The sequence below is a fragment of the Ligilactobacillus sp. LYQ135 genome (genome assembly GCF_053711055.1).
In genome coordinates, this window is sequence record NZ_JBSJYT010000001.1 from 379,339 (window position 1) to 399,702 (window position 20,364).

A 20,364-nucleotide genomic window follows, 5' to 3' on the forward strand; every position below is an offset into this window, starting at 1 on the left:
GTCATAGAAAATTCAAACTTAAAAAGTATGCTAATAACATAGTGAATAACATCCCTAGTTATTTGCTACCTAACATACTCCAAATATACAATCCTTTTTCTCTAATCTATGCAGAAATTCACATAGATTAGAGTTTTTTTATTGTGTCAAAAAATTTCAAATTAATAACTTGACTTTTAAAAAACAACAAAGTAATATTAAGTGCGAAATAGTTTGATAGTAGATAAAGTAGTCAAAGTGCTTTATCCACGTCTTTAGGTATGTAGCAAAGGCGTGGAGTAGGCACTTTTTTTATGCAAAATTAATTTTAGAAAGGAACAAAAAAATGATAGGAGAAGCAACAGAATATGATACAATTGCAGCTATTTCAACTCCTGCAGGTGAAGGTGCAATTTCGATTGTACGTTTAAGTGGAGATGATGCTTTACCAATTGTAATGAAACTATTTAAAGGAAAAAATTTAAATAAAGTACCAACGCATACCATTAATTATGGTCATATTATCGATCCTAAAACAAAGCAAATGGTTGATGAAGTTATGGTAACTGTAATGCGAGCACCTAAAACGTATACCCGTGAAGATATTGTTGAAATCAACTGTCATGGTGGGATTGTCCCAACCAATAAAATTTTGCAATTATTATTAAGTAATGGTGCACGAATGGCTAATCCAGGAGAATTTACAGAGCGTGCATTTTTACATGGAAGAATTGACTTAACCCAAGCAGAATCAGTTTTAGATATTATTAAAGCTAAAACGGATCGTTCAGCACAACTAGCATTAGATCATCTTGGAGGAAGTTTGGCTAAGATGATTCGCAAGTTACGCGAACAAATTTTAGATACTCTTTCAAAAGTAGAAGTTAATATTGATTATCCAGAATATGATGGAACAGAAATGATTACAACTCAGTTACTCAAAGAAAGAACTATTGAAGTTAAGGATAAAATTGACAAATTATTGGAAACGGCACAAGGAGGCAAGATTTTACGTGAAGGTCTTGCAACTGCAATTGTAGGTCGGCCAAATGTAGGGAAGTCAAGTTTATTAAATTATTTATTACATGAAGATAAGGCAATTGTAACTGATGTAGCTGGAACTACCCGTGATGTAATTGAAGAATATGTTAATATTAAAGGAATTCCATTGAAATTAATCGATACAGCTGGAATTCGTGAAACTGAAGATAAGGTCGAAAAAATTGGGGTAAAACGTTCTCGTAAAGCGATTGATCAAGCTGATTTAGTTATCTTAGTATTAAATGTAAGTGAAGCTCTTACAGAAGAAGATCGTCAGTTATTAGATTTAACAAAGAATAAAAAGCGGATTGTGATTTTAAATAAAATCGATCTCCCACAAAAAATTGAAATTGATGAAATTTACCAAATGGTTGGTAAAGAAAATATAATTGAAACCTCAGTTGTTAATGATATTGGAGTTGACGAACTTGAAGATCACATTAAAGAGATGTTTGCTACTGGAATTGAAAATTCTCAAAATGCAGTGATCATTAATAATGCACGACATGTGGCTTTACTCAATAAAGCAGCAGATTCTCTTGATGCGGTTTTAGTTGGTATTGAAAATGATATGCCAGTTGATTTATGTCAAACTGATATGCGAGATGCATGGGAATATTTAGGTGAAATTACCGGTGATTCATATAAAGATGAGTTACTTGATGAATTATTTAGTAAGTTTTGTTTAGGAAAATAATTTAAGGAGAGCGAAAATGCAAGAAGGAAAGGCGTATAAAGCAAAAGATTATGATGTAATTGTAGTTGGTGCAGGGCATGCTGGATGTGAAGCAGCTTTAGCGTCAGCACGAATGGGCAATCAAACTTTATTAATGACCATTAATCTTGAAATGGTGGCATTTATGCCATGTAATCCTTCAGTTGGTGGTCCTGCAAAAGGTACGGTTGTCCGCGAAATTGATGCACTAGGTGGCGAAATGGGACGCAATATTGATAAGACTTATATTCAAATGAGAATGTTGAATACAAGTAAGGGTCCTGCAGTTCGAGCATTGCGAGCCCAAGCAGACAAACACCAATATTCAAGTGAAATGAAACACACACTAGAACAACAACCTAACCTCACATTACGTCAAGGAATGATTGATGATTTAGTTGTTGAAGATGGTAAAGTTACTGGTGTAATTTCAAGTACAGGAGCTCACTATGGTGCTAAAGCAGTGGTTTTAACAACTGGAACTTCTGCACGCGGAAAAATTATTATTGGTGAATTAATGTACTCCTCTGGTCCAAATAATTCTCAACCAGCAATGGAATTAACTAAAAACTTAGAAGATAAATATGGTTTTGATATCGTGCGCTTTAAAACCGGGACACCTCCACGAGTAGATGGTAATACAATTCATTATGATGAAACAGAAGAACAGCCCGGCGATGACACAGTTAACCACTTTAGTTTTGAAACTTCTGATGATGATTATATTCCTGTTAAAGATCAATTGTCATGTTGGTTAACATATACAAATGAAAAAGTGCACCAAATTATTCGTGATAACTTAGATCGTGCCCCAATGTTTACGGGCGTAATTGAAGGAGTAGGCCCACGGTATTGTCCATCAATTGAAGACAAAGTGGTGCGTTTTGCGGATAAAGATCGGCATCAATTATTCTTAGAACCAGAAGGAAAAACGACTGATGAATATTATGTTGATGGATTATCAACTTCATTGCCAGAAGATGTGCAATTACAAATGCTTCATCAAGTTAAAGGGTTAGAAGATGCTGAAATGATGCGTCCAGGATATGCGATTGAATATGATGTAGTTTCACCATATCAATTGCGGCCAACACTTGAAACTAAATTAATTAAAGGTTTGTATACTGCAGGTCAAATTAATGGGACATCTGGTTATGAAGAAGCTGCGGGTCAAGGCTTAATTGCTGGAATTAATGCTGGACGGTATGCTGCTGGTAAACCAGGAATTGTATTAAGACGAAGTGATGCGTATATTGGAGTTTTAATTGACGATTTAGTTACAAAAGGAACCAATGAACCATATCGTTTATTGACATCACGTGCAGAGTATCGTTTGATTTTGCGGCACGACAATGCGGATTTACGGTTAACTGAATTAGGACATGAAATTGGGCTAATTTCAGATGAACGTTATGCTGAATTTGAACAAAAGAAAGCAGAAATCGAAAATGAAAAGGCTAGATTAGAATCAATTCGGATTAAACCAAATCCACAAATTGATCAATTCCTTGAAGAACATGGAGATAAACCATTAAAAGATGGAGTTTTAGCAAGTGATATGTTAAAACGACCATATATGAATTACAAGGCATTACTTCAATTTATTCCAGCACCAGAACATGAGTTGAACCGGCGGGTAATTGAACAAATTGAAATTCAATATAAGTATTCAGGTTATATTAAGAAAGCTGAAGAAAAAGTTGATAAGTTACGTCGAATGGAAGCAAAGAAAATTCCTGACAACATTGATTACAGTGCAATTGAAGGATTGGCAACTGAAGCGGTTGAAAAATTAACTAAGATTCAACCCGAAACTTTGGCTCAAGCTAGCCGAATCAGTGGAGTAAATCCTGCTGACATTTCAATTTTAGCTGTCTACATTCAGCAAGGAAAAATTGCTAAAAAATAAACTCAAGGTGTGAAAAAACACTTAAACAAGCGTGGCAAAATAAGATTGTAGCGGATGTTGCAGTCTTATTTTTTCGGAAATTTCCAATTTAAAGGCAAGTTTCTCCTTTGTATTTAATTAAATTTAGATTTTGCTAAACATTTTTAAGCGATTATTTATTAAAAATTAAGAGAATACAAAAAAATTGAATTTACGGAAAGCGATTTATTTGCTACACTTATCTTATTGGTTGGTTAATATTTTAGACAATTAAGTCCGAAATATATTAGAAAAAATGTCAGGTTTATATGGACTATGTTTTATAGTAAACTAATTTCAACAGATATTTTTTCGCTTTTTTTGTTAAATTAAATTGACAATTTGTAAGTGGAAAATATATTATAAAACTAAGAAAGAGTTACTAAAATGCAAACCTAAATTCCATGACAGTTGGAGGAGGATCTTACACATGAGTGAAAAACAAACAGAAGAAAAGAGTAAAGAAGAAAAATTAAGTGATAAACTCTTCTTACTTTATAGCTTAACAATGCAACATGAAAGTAGTGAATTAGCACGCAGTCAATTTAAGGGCATTACAACAAAAGACTTGCATTTAATTCACGCAATTTCTTTAGATGAAAACCAAACAATTACTCAAGTTGCAAAGAAAATGGCTTTAACAAAGGGTACTTTGACAAGTAATGTTGATAAGCTTGAATATTTAGGATACATTGAACGTCATCGGAGTACTAAAGATCGGCGTGTAATTAACCTTTCATTAACAAAGAAAGGTAAATTACTTTACCGTTTACGTAACCGGGAACACAATGAATTTGTAAATATTATGCTTGATGGTCTTTCAGAAAAAGAACGTGCAGATGTAAATAATGCTGTTGATCGTTTAATTAAGTATTTAGAAGAAGCTGAAAATAAGAATAAATAATAAAAAAGCGAAACTATGAAAAATTAATTTCATGGTTTTGCTTTTTATTGTTTTACCAAATGTTTACCCGTTTATCAACATCGCGATACATTCCGTCGCCTTTTTGGATATTAAATGTAGTATAGAAATCCGCAAGATTTTGCGGTTGAATATTTGCACGTAAAACGGCCGGAGCATGAACGTCAATGTTAAGTAATAACTGCATTCGTTCCATTGATGCTTTTGTGCGCCAAATTCGAGCCCAATTAATAAAGAAGGCTTTTAAATCGGGATGTGCTTCATTTTTAGAGGCTTCTAAAGCACAACTTAAACCACCTGCATCAGCAATGTTTTCAGAAACAACTAATTTTCCATTCACTTTACCAGCAGGTGTTTTCAATCCATTAAATTCTTTAATCATATCCTCTGCTAAAGTTTGAAAATGCTTCAAATCATCTTCAGTCCACCAATTATGTAAGTTTCCTTTTTCATCAAATTGAGCACCATTATTATCAAAAGCATGTGAAATTTCATGTGCAATTACCGCACCAATTCCGCCATAATTAGCACTTGCTGATTGATTAATGTCATAGAAAGGTGCTTGTAAAATTGCAGCTGGAAAGACAATAACGTTAAATTGAGGATCATAATAAGCGTTGACCATATGAGCAGGCATTTGCCATCTTGTACGATCTACTTCTTTGCCATAACGTTCAAAGTGATTACGAATTACAATTTCACTAAAGTTAAGTGCATTTTCAAGTAATGATTGATGTTCATTCACAATGAATTTTTTATATAAAGGATCTAATTCTTCTGGGAACCCAACGTTAATGCCAAGTGCATCCAATTTAACAACTGCTTGTTTGCGAGTTGATTGACTTAGCCATTGATTTTTTTGCAGACGTTTTTTATAAACAGCAATCATTTGATGAACCATGTGTCCAACATCTTTTTTTGCCGCACTACTAAAGTATTTATGTGCATAGTACAAGCCTACTGTTTGGTTAAAACGATTAGTTGCTAGACGATAAGCTGATTTTTTAGGAGTGCTAGCTTCTTTTGAACCAGAAATTGCTCGCGAAAATTCCCCACCAGTAACACGCAATTCGTCACTTAAATAACTCGTTACACCAGTTAAAGAATTAACTAAAAGCCAACTTTTGAAGTTTTCAAAAGTATCAGGATTGACGATTTGATCCAATGCTTCATAGTATTTAGGTTCTTCAACAATCACTTGATCCGGAATTTGATTAATTAATCCTTGAGCGTATTTACCTAAATCTAAGTAAGAACTGAATTTTTTAAAATCATCAAAAGAATACTTATTATATAATTCAGGGTAATTAGCGCGTTCAGTACTATTTTTTTGATGCGGTGCCATTGAAGCATCAAACTTTAAGGCTTGTTTTAAAGTTTTTTGAGCAAATTCATCGTCATATCCCGTCATCTTAAAAAGTTTTAAAACCATTTGAGAAAAAATTTTGATAAGCATCTTACCATTTTCGTTATTCTCATCATAATAAGTTTTATCGGGAAGAATTAACGAAGGGACAGATCCATATAAAGCATATTGATCTGTATTTTTCATGTCACTACTTACGTATAAACTAAAAGGTGTTTCATAGCCTTTTAACGTTAATTCAACTGCTTGTTGTTCCCAATCATGCCAATCAGTGAGCTTTTCAACGCGTTGCATAAATTTAATTGCGGGTTTAAAACCATCTTGATCGCGTTTTTCAAAATCTAATGCTAAACGATAATATTTAATGAATTCATTTAAATACTGATCGTCAATTTGATTTTTATTAAGCATTTGATCAAAATCAGCGATTAATGTTTTTTCAATATCATCAGCAAGAGTTTGAAATCCGCCTGTTTGAGATTTATCGGCTGGAATTTTAGCAGTTTTTAGCCATTCGCCATTAACAGCCATATATAAATCATCTTTAATTATTTGTTCATTTACTTCAGTCATTGCAAGACCTCCTTATTAAATATTTTAAACATAAATATTTTTAAGGAACAAGTCAACTTAAAAAGCCAGGTAAACACTCATATAAATCCCACTGCAAATTTATATGAAGTGTTACCTGGCCGTTGTCACGCAGGAGTATTATGAATTATTTATTTTGGCTGCATGCGCACTTTGCTTTGGGGTTTGACTTGCAAGTGCAAGTTTTGCCATCTGAGCATCCGCATGGACAGCCGCAGTTACATTGTTTTTCGCTCATCTGAAACCCTTCTTTTTAGTTATAATAAAAAGGAGCCTCGGCCTTGACTTGAAAACTTAACTTCCATTCATGGTCACTAGTTTACCATCTAACACAAGGCTTCTAACTCCTTACAACTATTATTATATGCACTTTGCCATGAAGTGCAAAAGATAAGTCTCATAATTTTATAAAAAAAGCTGCAACCGAAGTTACAGCTTCTAAATGATGGGTGGTCAGGGGATCGAACCCTGGACCCACGGATTAAGAGTCCGTTGCTCTGCCAGCTGAGCTAACCACCCAAATGGTTATCTTGTCAACGATTAATATAATAACAAGAATCACGAAGTTGTGCAAGTGTTTTTTTTTATTTTTTTTTAGTTTAAATTATAAAAAAAGGATGCATGTGCAGGTGCATCCCTTTGTTCTGTGTTTTAAAGCGCATCTGAACTTTATTTTGAAATGACTTTTAATTGATAAAAACTGCCGGTAACTAGTTTTTAACGTGAAGATTTTAATATCAATTCAAGTATGAGGCAACTAAGTTAACTTAAATATACTAAAATTACTCCTGTTAAATTAATAAAAACTCCGGAGATGATTATTGATTTAACCATTAAAAATTAGTAGTTAAGCAAAGATTACTAACAATTTGTGGTAAAGGGGAGAATGTACCGATTGATCACTTGAATTGCAAAACATGGAGAATGTATTAACAAAGTGTTTTGCAAAGGGTGAATAATCAAACTACTAGTAACTATTATCAAATTAAAATTGCTGTTCTGAAATAAAATTCAGAGCCTATGTGTATTATAGCATAATTTTAGATGATTTCATGAGTTTTCATGAGAAAAGCGTTTTTAGTAAAATTTTTCAAAGTTTGGCAATCAATAAGCATTGTTTTATAATATAAATTGAGAAATTGTCAGTTAAGTTATTGCTAGAATTGAATTTGATGAAAGACAGTGTAACTAATTGACCCCGCCAATATTTGGGAGGAATAAACTATGAAAAACAAAATTTTAGTTGTTGATGATGAAAAGCCGATTTCAGATATTATTAAATTTAATTTGAAAAAAGAAGGCTTTGATGTTTATACAGCTTATGATGGTGAAGAAGCATTACAAAAGGTTGAAGAAGTTGATCCTGATTTAATTTTACTTGACTTGATGCTTCCTAAGATAGATGGATTAGAAGTTGCACGTGAAGTTCGTAAAACTCATAATATGCCAATTATTATGGTTACAGCAAAAGATGCTGAAATTGATAAGGTTTTAGGACTTGAAATGGGTGCTGATGATTATGTTACTAAGCCGTTTTCAAACCGAGAATTAGTTGCTCGGGTTAAAGCCAATCTTAGACGGCAATCAGCTGCAGTGGCAACCGCACAAGCATCTGAAGATGAAAGTCGGAATAATGAAATTGAAATTGGAGATTTAATTATTCAACCAGATGCTTACTCAGTATCAAAACGTGGTGAAAAAATTGAATTAACTCACCGTGAATTTGAATTATTATATTACTTAGCACAACATTTAGGACAAGTGATGACACGAGAACATTTACTCCAAACTGTATGGGGTTACGATTATTTTGGTGATGTGCGGACAGTTGACGTAACGGTACGTCGTTTACGTGAAAAAATCGAAGACAATCCTAGTCGTCCAGTTTGGTTAGTTACTCGACGTGGCGTAGGATACTTTTTACGGAAACCAGAAAATTAATCTAAATTTAATTAAGGGATTGAGATAAAGGTGAGTGAACAAAAACAAACTCAAAAAAATAAAAAACTGCACTTTTTTCAATCGATCCATTTCAAAATTGCCCTGGTATTTGCGCTTTTACTTTTAATCGCGTTTCAAATTGTCGGGGCTGTTTTTATTCAAAGATTGAAAAGCGACAATTTAAAAACATTTAAGCAACGCGTAGAATTATCTTCATATGTTGATAATTCATTGGCTCAAAGTTTAAGCTCAAGTGATACAAAAAAAGCCAATGAGCAAATTCGTTTAATTTTAGAAGACGTTAATAATAGTAATATAACAAACGTTCAAGTTGTCGATGCGAAGGGCAATATTCGTGGTGATAACGATGTTAATAATCGCTCTTTAGTAGGACAAAGGACAACTGATAGTGATATTAAACAAGTTTTATATAATGGGCGGACTTATTCTAAAGTTACGTATGATCGAAGTGATAATAAACGGTACTATATTTCGATTACCCCTTTATTTAGCGCAACCGGTAATACCAATACGGTTGTAGGGGCAGTGTATATTCGTGCGAGTTTAGAAAGTGTTTATGATTCGCTTAATAATGTTACTGCTATTTTTGCAACGGCAGCGTTAATTGCTACTGTAATTGGATTAATATTAGCAATTATTTTAGCAAGTGCAATTACCCGACCAATTGATGAAATGAAAAAACAAACAACGCGAATTGCAAATGGTGACTATTCTGGTCAAGTCCATGTTTATGGTAAAGATGAGTTGGGACAATTAGCCGAAGCTGTAAATAATTTATCGGTTCGAGTTGAAGAAACCCAAGAACAGTCTGAGTCAGAAAGAAGACGACTTGATTCGGTTTTGACGCATATGTCTGATGGGGTGATTGCCACTAATCGTCGTGGAAAAATTAATATCATCAACCATGCTGCATGTGACTACTTAGATATTGATGAAAAGCAAGCATTAGGTAAGTCAATTTTAGATGTATTTGATATTCGTGACAATTATACGTTACATGATTTATTAGAAAGTCAAGATGAAATTTCAATTGATTTATCAGATCAAGAACATGAACAAATTTTACATGCCTATTTTTCTTTGATTCAACGGGAATCCGGATTTATTTCAGGAATTGTATGTGTGCTACGCGATGTAACTGAACAAGAAAAAATGGATCGGGAATTACGGCAATTTGTATCAAATGTTTCTCATGAGTTAAGAACACCACTTACAAGTATGCGCAGTTATATTGAAGCTTTGAATGATGGTGCATGGCAAGATCCTGAAGTTGCACCTAGCTTTTTGAAGGTAACTCAAGAAGAAACTGATCGCATGATTCGTATGATCAATGATTTGTTAAAACTTTCACGAATGGATTCAGGACGTGTTAAGTTGGATTTGGAATTAGTTAATTTAAATGAGTTATTTAATTATATTCTTGATCGTTTTGAAATGATGCTTGAAAAAGATAACAATGATACTCATGAAACTAAATCTAAGAACTATACAATCAAACGTGATTTTACTAAAAAAGATTTATGGGTAGAAATTGATACCGATAAGTTCATTCAAGTAATTGATAACATCATGAATAATGCAATTAAGTACTCACCTAATGGCGGAGTAATTACTTGTCGTTTACTTGAAACTCAAAATCATGTGATTTTAAGTATTTCTGACCAAGGCTTAGGAATTCCGAAAAAAGATTTAAATCATGTCTTTGATCGTTTCTTTAGGGTTGATAAAGCACGTTCACGTGCCCAAGGTGGAACTGGTTTAGGATTAGCAATTTCTAAAGAAGTAATTGAGATGCATCATGGTAAGATTTGGGCTGATAGTCAAGAAGGTAAAGGATCTACCTTCTACATTTCACTTCCATATCATGAGTACGATGAAGAGGAGGATTTGTGGGGTGAAGATTAAAAAATATTTACTACACATCGGACTATTCATTGCAGTAGCAATTAGCTTAATATTTTCAGCGATTATTTGGATTGATCCAGCAACATTCCATCGCACAACGCAAACAACTACAACTACAAACGCGGCCAATAGCGAAACAGAGGGTGATGAACACTATAGTTATGCAGATGTATACTTACCAACAACGGTAGTATTGACTCAAGATAAACAACAAATGCAATTAACTGATAACAATGATGATATTGTAAATGATATGAAATCTCACTTGAATAATGCGCATGTGAAGTCGATTTCAGAAAAAACAACCAAAAATTTTAATGATTATCATGACAAATTTTTAGAAGGAAATAACATCATGTTGTCATATTCAGCCCCAGTATCAATTGGGATTTTTGGAAAATTAATTGATAATAAAGTATTACAAAAAAAATATGCAGATCATACGTTTAAACATATTGTTTTACCAATGAATGATCATAAAACGGTTTATTTATATAATGATAGTAATTTGCATATTTATAAGGTAAAGTTGAAAAAAGCCTTACCTAAAGCAATTTATAATGTGATTGATAATAAAGATATTCAAAAAACCCCAATTCAATATCAAGAAATTAATGATAATCACTATATTCGAAACTACACAAAAGGAGTAACTGTTCCGCAATATAGTTATTTAATTAATAAAGAAAATACAAGTTTATTTGTAACGCACCTTTTAGGCTCTTCTAATTCAGGTTCAATTGCAACCAATGAACGTAATGGGGTTACAACGTACTCAACTGAAAATGATCAACGGCTGATTGTAAATAATAAAACGGGAACTGTAAATTATTCACGAGATGGTCGCAATGATTATCATGGTGGAATTCCTAAATCTTTAAATGAGATTTTGAAGCAAAGTTTTACTAATTTAAATCGATTAGGTGTAGCATTAGATGATGTTCGCTACCAAGACTATAATAGTTCTAATCATACTGTAACTTATGAAACTTACGTTGGGGGCTACCCAATTATTTCAGATAATTATTATGGAGCATACGAAATTAGTATGCAAAAAAATGGCGGACTTCAATATGCATTTTCAATGGATAACTTACAAGTTCCATTGCCAAATAACAATAAAACAGTAATGTTGCCACCAACTAATCAAGTGATTCAAAATTTGAAAAATAATAACTATGATTTGAATAAAGTTGAAAAAATCGAAGTTGGTTATGCATGGTCACAAAATCCAACTTCACAAATGGTAATTGATTTAACACCAACATATTTTATTTACTATGATGGTAAATGGATGAATTACAGTGACTTAAATGGGTAGGAGGAAGCAAAAGTGAATTTTAAAAGAATTGAGTGGATTTTCTTTATCGCATTTATTATGCTTGATATTTTTCTTGTTTCCTCATATTTCCAACAAGGTGGCCCTATAATGGATACAACGGCTAATAAATCTGAAAATACAACCGTTTCAGTGCTTAAAAGTATGCATGATGATCAAATCAATGTAGGTAAAACATCAAATAAATCGGGAAAAGGATATTATGTATCAAGTGCAAATGGAAATAAATTAAAGGATAAAGCAAATCAATTGCGCTATCAAAATTGGAGCTACAACAATAACAAAATTAACTCAACCTTTGCAACAATGATTAAGTTAAACACGGATACTCCGCAAAAAACGTTAAAATCAATTGTAAGTGATCCAAGTCAAATTATTGATGGTAAAGATTATAAATATTGTGAAGAACTTTCAACCAAAGATACGATAGTATATGCACAGTATATTAATGGTAATCCGGTTTATGATGAAGTCGGACAGATTCGTTTTCATGTGAAGAACGGCTATGTTCAAGGGTATACTCAAGGTCATTTAGACGATTTACAAATACTTCGCGGTTCGCGAAAAACTTTAAGTCAAAAACGAGCTTTAATTTGGCTATATCAATATAATAAATTGCCAAGTAACTCAAAAGTTGTATGGAGTCATTTAACATATTCAAAATTATTATCCGTAAATGGAAATACAGTATACATTCCAACTTGGGTTTTTTATATTAAAAATGATACTTCTGGAAGTACAATTTATCGACGAATAAATGCCTTTACCGGAGCAGTGATGGATGACAACAGCGATTAGAAGGGAATGATTACAACGTCAGATTCAATGCAAATCAGTATTCTTGCAAGTGGAAGTGCAGGTAATGCAACTTATATTGAAACCCCACAACATCAAGTTTTAGTTGATGCAGGTTTATCTGGTAAAAAAATTGAAGAGTTGATGAATTCCATTGGGCGCACTTTAAAAGATGTTGACAGTTTATTTGTAACTCATGAACATACAGATCATAGTAAAAGTGTTGGGGTGCTTGCACGCAGATACGGGATGAATGTATATGCTAATCAAAAAACATGGGAAGCAATGGAGCCTAAAATTGGTAAAATTAAGCCAACTCAAAAATATGTGTTTGAACCAGAGCAAACTTTATCTTTAGGTGATCTTGATATTGAAAGCTTCAATGTTTCTCATGATGCAGCAAACCCACAATTTTATGAATTACATCATGCAGGGCATTCCTTTGCCATTGTCACTGATACAGGCTATGTTTCTAATCGAGTAGAGGGAATTATTAAGGATGCACAGGCTTATTTGCTTGAATGTAACCATGACACTGAAATGTTACGAATGGGACCTTATCCCTGGGCATTGAAACAACGAATTATGGGTGATACTGGGCATTTATCGAACGAAGATGGTGCGCGGGTAATGACGGATGTTTTAGGAAATGATACTAAGCAAATTTTTTTAGGACATTTAAGTAAGGAAAATAATATTAAAGAACTTGCACATTTAACCGTGGAAAACATTATGAAACAACATGATTTAGCAGTCGGACATGATTTTCAACTCCTTGACACAAGTCCAGATCAAGCAAGTCCATTAATAAAATTAAAATAAATGAATGTATTGTTAAAATTAATGAGGAAGGAACTGTAAAAATGGGTTCCTTCTTCTTTTTTTGCGAATATTATTCATAAAGTGTTCAAATTTTGTTTTTATAATCTTATATAGCAATATTGAAATAAATTAAGGAGGGACTAATTGTATGGATGACAAGGATAGCAGAAACCAATACAATGGTGACTATACGCAAAAATCAACCCCACAATCTCAAAATGATTCTTATAATCAACAACCAAGAAAAACTAGTTGGATAAAAATTTTTCTAGTAGCATTAGTTGGCGGTATTTTAGGTGGAGGAATTATTATTGGTGGTTATGCAGTTTATAAACACTATACAAGTACAACAGTAACTTCGGATAATCGTAAGGGAAAAACAGTTACAAGTAATATTAAAGTAACCGAAACAAATCAAGCAACGAAAGCATTTAATAAGGTTAAAGATGCAGTTGTTTCAGTTGAAGCATATTCAAGTAGTAGCTCACTTGATGATCTTTTTGGAAGTCAAAATGGTAGTGAAGATGAAACTTCAGCAAGTGAAGGATCTGGGGTAATTTATAAGAAATCAGGAAATACAGCGTTTATTGTAACTAATAATCATGTTATTTCTGATTCAAATAAAGTAGAGGTTCTTCTAAATAATGGTAAGAAATTATCAGCAACAGTTGTTGGAACGGATTCGGTATCTGACTTAGCTGTTTTGAAAATTAATGCGCAAGATGTAACTGAAGTAGCTACATTTGGAAATTCTAATGATATTCAGGTTGGACAAACTGCTTTAGCAATTGGTTCTCCCTTAGGCTCAGATTATGCTACGTCATTAACAGAAGGAATTATTTCAGCTAAGAAGCGGACAATTGATATTACTAATAGTCAAGGTGTAACCACAGGACAAGCTACTGTTATTCAAACAGATGCAGCGATTAATCCAGGAAACTCTGGCGGTCCATTGATTAACTTAGCAGGACAAGTAATTGGGATTAACTCAATGAAATTATCAAGCACAGGAACTGGTTCAGGATCTTCAACATCAGTTGAAGGGATGGGATTTGCAATTCCAAGTAATGAGGTTGTTTCAATTATTAATCAATTAGTCGAAAACGGAAAAGTTGTACGTCCAGCATTAGGAATATCATTAGTTGACTTAACTTCGGTTCCAGAAGAACAACAACAAAGTGTCTTGAAGTTACCATCAAGCGTGACAGGTGGAATTGTAGTTGCTAAAGTTAACTCTGATTCACCATTAAAAGATAGTGGAATTCAAAAAGGTGATGTAATTGTCGGTTTAGGCGATAAGAAAGTCACTGACTTAGCAAGTTTACGTGAAGCTTTATATGCACATAAAGTTGGCGATACAATTGAAATTCAATACTATCACAATGGTCAACTTAAGAAGACAGATGTTAAATTAACACTTGAAGCGAGTGACGAAAATACAACTAGTTCTTCAAGTGAAGGAAACTAAAACCTTGTAAAAAATAATAGTAAAAAACCTCGTAGTTGATTGTCATTCAACTACGAGGTTTTTTGTTTCGCTAATTCATTGTAAAACAAGAAATTTAAACTAATGAAATGATCATTTTTTATTTTGATCACAGTACTGACAATAAGGATGTTTTAAATAGTCTTTCCAAAATTGAGCATTAATTTCTTGTTCATGTCCACACTTAGTACACCGTACAACATAGGTTTGATTAGAAGCAAGTGCACGTGGATTGTATGAGGGAATTTTGATTAATTCAATCGTATTTGTAAGCATTTCAGCCATAAAAAATCCTTCTTTCATAATTATTATACCGCAAGTTAGTGATGTTCGACTTTTAGTAAAAAGAAAATAAATTCTTAATGCTTAACTTGCAGTTAAAGTGTAAAGATGAGTATAATTTTAAAGGATATTTTGGAGTTATCCCCAGTTTATCCCCAAAAAAGGTGTTAGTAAAACACAATTAAAATTCAAAAGTTATCCACAAAGTTGTGAACAGGTGTGGAAATCTAAAAAAAGAAGACTTTTTAAATTGTGAAACCACTATTAAAATAAGCGTTTGTGAAGGTGTTTCACGTTAAAGATTTATAACAATGTTTCCAAATTGATTGTGAATAATTAAAAATTAAAATCGCAAATATTGTGTCGAATTTATGTTCGCACAATATATTGATTATTATCTTGTGAATATGTGGATAACTTTGTGGAAAAGGTGATTTTTAAATAATGAACATTAAAATTGTCTGTGTCGGAAAATTAAAAGAAAAATATTTAAAGCAAGGAATTGCAGAATATGCTAAAAGACTTAGTAAATTTTGCAAATTTCAAATTGTTGAAGTTGCTGATGAAAAGGCTCCTGAAAAGTTAAGTGATGCTGAAATGGAAAAAGTTAAAGAAATCGAAGGACAACGGATTTTAGCTAAAATTAAAGATAAAGAATATGTTTATGCATTAGCGATCTTAGGAAAACAACGAAGTTCAGAAGAACTGGCCCAAGAAATTAAAAAGTTAACTACTTATGGTAAAAGTGACATTACCTTTGTGATTGGAGGTTCATTGGGATTATCAAATGAGGTTTTAAACCGAGCTGATACCCAAATTTCATTTGGAAAGTTAACGATGCCTCATCAATTAATGCGACTAGTATTAACTGAACAAATTTACCGGGCATTTATGATTAATAATGGATCGCCATACCATAAATAGTTTAATACTATTAAGATAAATTTATTTGTCATAATAAAAAAGTTAGGCTTGCCAAACAAATGGATTTTAGATACCATATAAATTGGATCAACAAAGAAAGGATGATTTTTTATATGGCAGAAGAAACCAAAGCGCATCAGTTCGTTGAATATGCGAATGGGAAGTCATTAGAAGAAATTAACGGTACAGTGCGTGTTCCTGAAGGTAAAGGCTTTTGGAAAACTTTACTAGCTTATTCTGGTCCGGGAGCCTTAGTTGCGGTTGGATATATGGATCCAGGAAACTGGGCAACATCAATTACTGGAGGGCAAAACTTCCAGTACTTGCTGATGTCAGTTATCCTGATGTCCAGTCTAATTGCAATGCTTTTACAATACATGGCAGCAAAATTAGGAATCGTAACTCAAATGGATTTAGCACAGGCGATTCGGGCACGAACAAGTAAAACACTAGGTTTTATTTTATGGATACTAACAGAAATGGCGATTATGGCAACTGATATTGCCGAAGTCATTGGGGCTGCGATTGCTTTAAACTTACTTTTCCATATTCCACTTTTAGTAGCAGTTTTCATTACTGTTTTAGATGTTTTCTTACTTTTATTACTTGCTAAAGTTGGTTTTCGAAAAATTGAAGCATTAGTTGTATGTTTAATTTGTGTAATTTTGTTTGTATTTACATATGAAGTTATTTTATCTAATCCTAATTGGAGTGACGCCTTCAAAGGATTGCTTCCAAGTAAGGATGTAATGAATAATTCGCCTGTAATTAACGGTGAAACTCCTTTAACTGGAGCATTAGGAATTATTGGGGCTACGGTAATGCCACACAACTTATATTTGCACTCATCAATTTCACAAACCCGTGAATTAGATCATTCAAAATCCGAAGATATTAAGCGCACAATCAAGTTTACTACCTGGGATTCAAACATCCAATTAACAGCAGCATTTTTTGTTAATGCATTGTTATTAGTAATGGGTGTGGCAGTTTTTAAAACTGGTGCGGTTAAAGATACTTCTTTCTTTGGTTTATTTGATGCATTGAACAATCCAGCACTTTTAGATAATCAAATTCTTGCTCAAGTAGCTCGGACAGGGGTTTTATCAACATTGTTTGCGATTGCTTTGTTGGCATCAGGTCAGAATTCAACGATTACCGGGACATTAACGGGACAAGTTATTATGGAAGGATTCATCCATATGAAATTACCTTTATGGGCTCGTCGGTTAATTACTCGTTTATTAGCAGTTGTGCCTGTAATTTTATGTGTAATGATGACCAGTGGAGAATCAGTAACCAAACAACATATTGCGATTAATAACTTAATGATCAATTCTCAAGTTTTCTTATCATTGGCTCTTCCGTTTTCAATGGTTCCATTATTGATGCTAACTGATAGTAAAGCTGAAATGGGCGAGTTTAAGAATGTTTTATGGGTAAAAATACTTGGATGGATATCTGTTGTTACGTTAATATACTTAAACTTAAGTGGCTTGCCAGATCAAATGGTGGCATTTTTCAGTGATTCACCAACACCACAACAACAAGCAATTGGAACAGATGTTGCTTATATTGTTGGTGCCTTAATTCTTGGATTATTGGCATGGGTAATTTTTGAATTACATAAAAGTAATCGTAAACTAACGGCAACTAAAGAATTGGATGTGAGTGTAGATGGCGAATAATGAAAAAATCAAAAACATCAAAAGAATTTTAGTAGGTGTAGACGACTCTGAAGATGCTCAATTGGCTTTTCGAGTTGCAATGAAGCGTGCAATTGAATTAAACGCAGCGCTATATATTACCTCGATTTTAGAAAAAGATGAGATGAATGTTTATCAAATTTTAAATGCAGATTATTTGCGTGAACAAATTGATAAATTAAATCAACACATTGAAGGGTATAAGAAAGTTGCAATTGAAGCAGGGGTAAAGAAAGTTTATACAATTACGGGTCAAGGAGATGCGGGTGAAACTATTGTTAAGGAAATTATTCCGCAAGTAAATCCAGACTTATTAGTTATTGGTGCATTAGCAAAAGAAGGTATTGGCAAGTATTTTGGTTCACAAGCAGCATACATGGCAAAATATGCACCCGTATCAGTTTTAGTTGTACGTGAGTAAATAGGATTGTGTGAGTTATAAAGTGAATACTTTATTCTAGGGATTGAGTTCTGCTCAGTCCTTTTAGTTTTATATTGGTTTTTATAACTATAAAATCTAATCTTACAGGACATACTTTGAATATTAATAAAAAGCCCCTTTGATCACTATGTAAGAACATCTCATCTAATGATCCACGGTGATTAAATTTATTTAACATATTAAGGATTTGGTGTAATGTTGGAGAAGTCGAAGTAATTCTTATTAAAGACATCTAGAATTGGCGATAAGTAAATTTTCTTCGAATGTAGATAACATTGCTATAGCATTTTCCTTTGTATTGAACACAAGTCCTTCTCAAGTTTTTAATCTTCTTGTCCTTAGGTTTAATTTTATTCTGTTTATATTTTGTAATGCTGGTTCTTCTATTTTTTTACCAAATTAACCTACTTTATTGGTTAATTTTTTATGTTTCATGCTATAGTTATCAATGTTAAATGAAATAAGCATTCAATGATTTTTTATCATTGAATGCTTATTTTTTCTGTGACTTATGTCATAGTCTCACACATATCATTATAAATATAATTTTTTTAATTTATTCAACTTTTTGACGTTTTAATTCAAGTTTCCGAAGTAATGGTAACAAGAATCCAAGCACAATTAAGAATCCAACTGTTAAGAAATTCATGAGGAGTTGGTGATCAAATGCGGCTGTTCCAGGAGCAGCATCTTGTGGGATAAAGCCCATGGTAGCACATACGAACGTGAAAATGAAACACCACCAACCAACAGCTAAAGCGCCTTTACGGTTTTTAATGAAGACATATTCAGAATTAAATTCATTTTGACGTAAGCGAATTGCAATGAATGCAACGAAAACTAAAGCTGTCTTATAAGGAGAAACAATTCCGTTTAGGTTTAATAACCAGTTATAAATAGAGTTGATACTTGGTAAAGTTCCACTTAATAATAGAATAATTAAACTAATTCCAGCAGTTAAAATGTAACTGTTAATTGGACGACCATTTTTGTTTTTCTTAGTAAGCCAACTTGGCATGTATTTTGAGGCAGTATCACTTGCAAATACACGACTAGAAGCATCGATTAAAATTGCTAATTGTGCAAGCATAAAGAAGAGTTGTACAAATGCAAAAACATACATCAATGAGCTTCCTAAACCACATTGCTCACCAAGTAATTTGAAGGCATAGTAAGGACCATTCATCTTAAAGTCTGTAGGAATGTCATTAGCATTAAAGAATACGGCTAATGCTAATGTTCCAAAAATTGTTAAGAAGGCTGTCATTAAAGCTAATGCCCACATTGCTTTAGGAAAGTCTCGCTTAGGATTTTTCAACTTATTAATGTAAGGAGCAGCTAATTCAGCCCCAGACATTGCGAAGATTAAAAGTCCAGTGGTAGAGAAATAGTGCAAAGTAAAACTTGGCTTGAAAGCTTCAGCAGTAAAGTGAGTGGCTGGTTTTGCTCCATGTGTTAATGCCCAAACAGTCATAAAAACAAAGAGCATTGAAATTAAGAACATCGCACCTCCACCAATAACTGAAAGAATTTCAAGTGAATTTTTTACCTTATTTTCAAAAATGATAAATAATAAAATAATTAAAAATGTCATCAAACCAAATGTTGTAGTAGACATATGCTGATTTAAAGTAGCATTGCCTAAAATAATCCAACTAATTGAAACTACTACTGAATTTGAAACATCAACAAGATATGGAATAGTTTGAGTCCAGTACATCCATGAGGTTACATATCCAAAAAGATCGCTTCCGGTTCCTCGGCGAATCCAAGATGCTAATCCTCCAGTTTCTTTGCCATCAAATGTTAATCCTAATTGAGTTGCAATTAATGCATAAGGGATTACATATGAGAAAAGCAAGAAGATCCAAGAAATAACAACTGAGAGCCCCTGGTTTTGAAATGGGTAAAAGATATTTTCAAAACTAATGATTGTAACAAAGTCTAGTAGGGCAATTACTGGCCAGCTCATGTAATGTTTTTTTGGTGTTAAATCATTCATGGGTAAATCCTTTCTGTAATAATTTGTAAAATGCTAGTTTGCATTATTTAATTTCTTTTAAGGTATACTTAATATATGTAAGAAAATTATATATAACACATACTTATCTAGTTTAAAGCAAAAATTGAAAATAGCAAAGCCCTTTTCATAAAATTTGA

Annotated in this window: 15 protein-coding genes and 1 tRNA gene; 12 read left to right on the plus strand and 4 right to left on the minus strand. The window is 33.0% G+C overall.

Annotation, left to right across the window (positions count from 1 at the left end; all coding sequences use genetic code 11):
* Nucleotides 1-325 precede the first annotated feature (325 nt).
* The 3 genes from mnmE to ACWCL1_RS01770 all read left to right on the plus strand — a co-directional run bounded on the left by mnmE (nucleotide 326) and on the right by ACWCL1_RS01770 (nucleotide 4,566).
* A complete protein-coding gene (mnmE, locus tag ACWCL1_RS01760) occupies nucleotides 326-1,717 on the plus strand; it encodes a tRNA uridine-5-carboxymethylaminomethyl(34) synthesis GTPase MnmE (RefSeq protein ID WP_454545206.1) in 1,392 nt (463 codons plus the stop codon).
* 16 nt (nucleotides 1,718-1,733) lie between these two features.
* Entirely contained in the window at nucleotides 1,734-3,644 is a 1,911-nt protein-coding gene (gene mnmG / locus ACWCL1_RS01765; protein ID WP_454545207.1) for a tRNA uridine-5-carboxymethylaminomethyl(34) synthesis enzyme MnmG, read from the plus strand.
* A gap of 448 nt (nucleotides 3,645-4,092) precedes the next feature.
* On the plus strand, nucleotides 4,093-4,566 hold the full coding sequence (locus ACWCL1_RS01770) for a MarR family winged helix-turn-helix transcriptional regulator (protein WP_454545208.1): 474 nt from the start codon (nucleotides 4,093-4,095) through the stop codon (nucleotides 4,564-4,566).
* A gap of 52 nt (nucleotides 4,567-4,618) precedes the next feature.
* Here the strand turns inward: ACWCL1_RS01770 and ACWCL1_RS01775 are convergent, their stop codons facing one another.
* Nucleotides 4,619-6,523: a M13 family metallopeptidase gene (locus ACWCL1_RS01775; RefSeq protein WP_454545209.1), complete on the minus strand. Its 1,905-nt coding sequence runs from the start codon at nucleotides 6,521-6,523 to the stop codon at nucleotides 4,619-4,621.
* 464 nt (nucleotides 6,524-6,987) lie between these two features.
* Nucleotides 6,988-7,060 (minus strand) — tRNA-Lys (locus tag ACWCL1_RS01780).
* A gap of 705 nt (nucleotides 7,061-7,765) precedes the next feature.
* Here ACWCL1_RS01780 and yycF point away from each other — a divergent pair.
* The 6 genes from yycF to ACWCL1_RS01810 all read left to right on the plus strand — a co-directional run bounded on the left by yycF (nucleotide 7,766) and on the right by ACWCL1_RS01810 (nucleotide 14,832).
* On the plus strand, nucleotides 7,766-8,482 hold the full coding sequence (gene yycF, locus ACWCL1_RS01785) for a response regulator YycF (protein ID WP_454545210.1): 717 nt from the start codon (nucleotides 7,766-7,768) through the stop codon (nucleotides 8,480-8,482).
* 30 nt (nucleotides 8,483-8,512) lie between these two features.
* Entirely contained in the window at nucleotides 8,513-10,408 is a 1,896-nt protein-coding gene (gene walK / locus ACWCL1_RS01790; protein WP_454545211.1) for a cell wall metabolism sensor histidine kinase WalK, read from the plus strand.
* On the plus strand, nucleotides 10,398-11,729 hold the full coding sequence (locus ACWCL1_RS01795; protein WP_454545212.1) for a YycH family regulatory protein: 1,332 nt from the start codon (nucleotides 10,398-10,400) through the stop codon (nucleotides 11,727-11,729). The genes walK and ACWCL1_RS01795 overlap by 11 nt, the downstream gene beginning before the upstream one ends.
* Nucleotides 11,730-11,741: 12 nt before the next feature.
* Nucleotides 11,742-12,545, plus strand: a complete 804-nt coding sequence (locus ACWCL1_RS01800; RefSeq protein ID WP_454545213.1) for a two-component system regulatory protein YycI — start codon at nucleotides 11,742-11,744, stop codon at nucleotides 12,543-12,545.
* A 6-nt stretch (nucleotides 12,546-12,551) separates the two neighbouring features.
* Nucleotides 12,552-13,364 carry an MBL fold metallo-hydrolase gene (locus ACWCL1_RS01805; RefSeq protein ID WP_454545214.1) on the plus strand — a complete coding sequence of 271 codons (813 nt, stop codon included), beginning with the start codon at nucleotides 12,552-12,554 and terminating at the stop codon, nucleotides 13,362-13,364.
* Between the two features lie 148 nt (nucleotides 13,365-13,512).
* Nucleotides 13,513-14,832 carry a S1C family serine protease gene (locus tag ACWCL1_RS01810; RefSeq protein WP_454545215.1) on the plus strand — a complete coding sequence of 440 codons (1,320 nt, stop codon included), beginning with the start codon at nucleotides 13,513-13,515 and terminating at the stop codon, nucleotides 14,830-14,832.
* 111 nt (nucleotides 14,833-14,943) lie between these two features.
* Here the strand turns inward: ACWCL1_RS01810 and ACWCL1_RS01815 are convergent, their stop codons facing one another.
* Nucleotides 14,944-15,135 carry a hypothetical protein gene (locus ACWCL1_RS01815; RefSeq protein ID WP_454545216.1) on the minus strand — a complete coding sequence of 64 codons (192 nt, stop codon included), beginning with the start codon at nucleotides 15,133-15,135 and terminating at the stop codon, nucleotides 14,944-14,946.
* A gap of 441 nt (nucleotides 15,136-15,576) precedes the next feature.
* On the opposite strand from ACWCL1_RS01815, the gene rlmH reads away from it, so the two are divergent.
* From rlmH to ACWCL1_RS01830, 3 genes are all read left to right on the plus strand, one after another.
* A complete protein-coding gene (gene rlmH, locus ACWCL1_RS01820) occupies nucleotides 15,577-16,056 on the plus strand; it encodes a 23S rRNA (pseudouridine(1915)-N(3))-methyltransferase RlmH (protein WP_454545217.1) in 480 nt (159 codons plus the stop codon).
* Between the two features lie 113 nt (nucleotides 16,057-16,169).
* Complete coding sequence (locus ACWCL1_RS01825) at nucleotides 16,170-17,744, plus strand: Nramp family divalent metal transporter (protein WP_454545218.1); 1,575 nt, start codon at nucleotides 16,170-16,172, stop codon at nucleotides 17,742-17,744.
* Nucleotides 17,734-18,183, plus strand: coding sequence for a universal stress protein (locus ACWCL1_RS01830; protein ID WP_454545219.1), 450 nt, complete (start codon nucleotides 17,734-17,736; stop codon nucleotides 18,181-18,183). The genes ACWCL1_RS01825 and ACWCL1_RS01830 overlap by 11 nt, the downstream gene beginning before the upstream one ends.
* A 577-nt stretch (nucleotides 18,184-18,760) precedes the next feature.
* On the opposite strand, the gene ACWCL1_RS01835 is transcribed toward ACWCL1_RS01830, so the two are convergent.
* Complete coding sequence (locus tag ACWCL1_RS01835) at nucleotides 18,761-20,206, minus strand: APC family permease (RefSeq protein WP_454545220.1); 1,446 nt, start codon at nucleotides 20,204-20,206, stop codon at nucleotides 18,761-18,763.
* Nucleotides 20,207-20,364: the final 158 nt, after the last annotated feature.